General features: G+C 47.7%; 3 tRNA genes. All 3 read left to right on the top strand.

Annotated elements, in window-relative coordinates:
* Nucleotides 1-3 precede the first annotated feature (3 nt).
* A tRNA-Gly gene (locus GTO89_RS16945) sits at nucleotides 4-78 on the top strand.
* A 59-nt stretch (nucleotides 79-137) separates the two neighbouring features.
* Nucleotides 138-213: transfer RNA gene (locus tag GTO89_RS16940), tRNA-Thr, on the top strand.
* Nucleotides 214-221: 8 nt separating this feature from the next.
* Nucleotides 222-304: transfer RNA gene (locus GTO89_RS16935), tRNA-Leu, on the top strand.
* Nucleotides 305-520: the final 216 nt, after the last annotated feature.

The following is a 520-nucleotide window of genomic DNA, read 5'->3' as shown; positions in this document are numbered from 1 at the left end:
AATGCGGAAGTAGCTCAGCGGTAGAGCATCGCCTTGCCAAGGCGAGGGTCGCGAGTTCGAATCTCGTCTTCCGCTCCACTGTTTCATTAGAATGATCAGAAGCAATGGTTATCAAGGTCGATCTTCAAAATTCCTACGCCGCTGTAGCTCAGTTGGTAGAGCGTATCCTTGGTAAGGATAAGGTCACCGGTTCAATCCCGGTCAGTGGCTCCAGAATTCATGCGAGAGTGGCGGAACTGGCAGACGCGCACGTTTGAGGGGCGTGTGGGCAACCGTGAGGGTTCAAATCCCTCCTTTCGCACCAGTCTTTTCTCTATCCCCATTTGTGACAGATGTACTTGGTGATGCCTGTCTGTATGGGGCGCTTCGTTTGTTGTCGCAAAAGAATGGATCTATATCTGGTTGTTTGCGACTCCCTGGTTTTTTTAGGAAACACCAAATAAATACTTAAAAATACCAGTTGAAAAACCAAATGAAACGTGATATGATAATTCTCGCCCGGTAAACGGGCAAGAAAAAA

The sequence above is a fragment of the Heliomicrobium gestii genome (genome assembly GCF_009877435.1).
Classification (GTDB): Bacteria; Bacillota; Desulfitobacteriia; order Heliobacteriales; family Heliobacteriaceae; genus Heliomicrobium; species Heliomicrobium gestii.
The sequence above is the reverse complement of the archived record's forward strand: the minus strand, read 5'-3'. Positions and strand labels throughout refer to the sequence as shown.